Genomic DNA, 524 nt, shown 5'->3' on the forward strand with positions numbered 1-524 from the left:
GGGAAAACAAATGTTTTTCGTTTTTATTCGTTTTTGGACTAGAAACCCAAGTGGCGATTCTTGTCAAGGGATCGTTGGGCAGTGGGACGGGTTGCATTTTCCCACCTCCTGCCGATGCTAGGGACGTCGTCCGTCGGGACACATGAAACAGGATGACCCACCGCCGATGTCGCAAACCTTTCGCCACCCCGAAATCCTCGAAATCGCCCGCCGCGAAGGCAAGGTCACCGTCGAGGGGCTCGCCACGCATTTCGGCGTGACGTTGCAGACCATCCGCCGGGACCTCACCGACCTCGCCGAGGCGGGGCGCCTCGAACGGGTGCATGGCGGCGCCGTGCTAACCTCGGGCACCACCAATATCGGCTATGAGGAGCGGCGCTCGCTCAACCTCGCCGCGAAGCAATCCATCGCCCGCGCCTGTGCTGCCCGTGTGCCCAACGGCATATCGCTCTTTCTCAACATCGGCACTTCGACCGAGGCCGTGGCGCAGGAATTGCTGCACCACGAGAACCTGCTCGTCGTCA

General features: G+C 61.1%; 1 protein-coding gene. It reads left to right on the plus strand.

Annotation, left to right across the window (positions count from 1 at the left end; translation table 11 throughout):
• Positions 1-166: 166 nt before the first annotated feature.
• A partial coding sequence (locus A3764_RS18260; protein ID WP_150122281.1) for a DeoR/GlpR family DNA-binding transcription regulator occupies positions 167-524 on the plus strand: 358 nt, incomplete at its 3' end.

The organism is Sulfitobacter sp. HI0129, assembly GCF_001635395.1.
Taxonomy (GTDB): Bacteria; Pseudomonadota; Alphaproteobacteria; order Rhodobacterales; family Rhodobacteraceae; genus Sulfitobacter.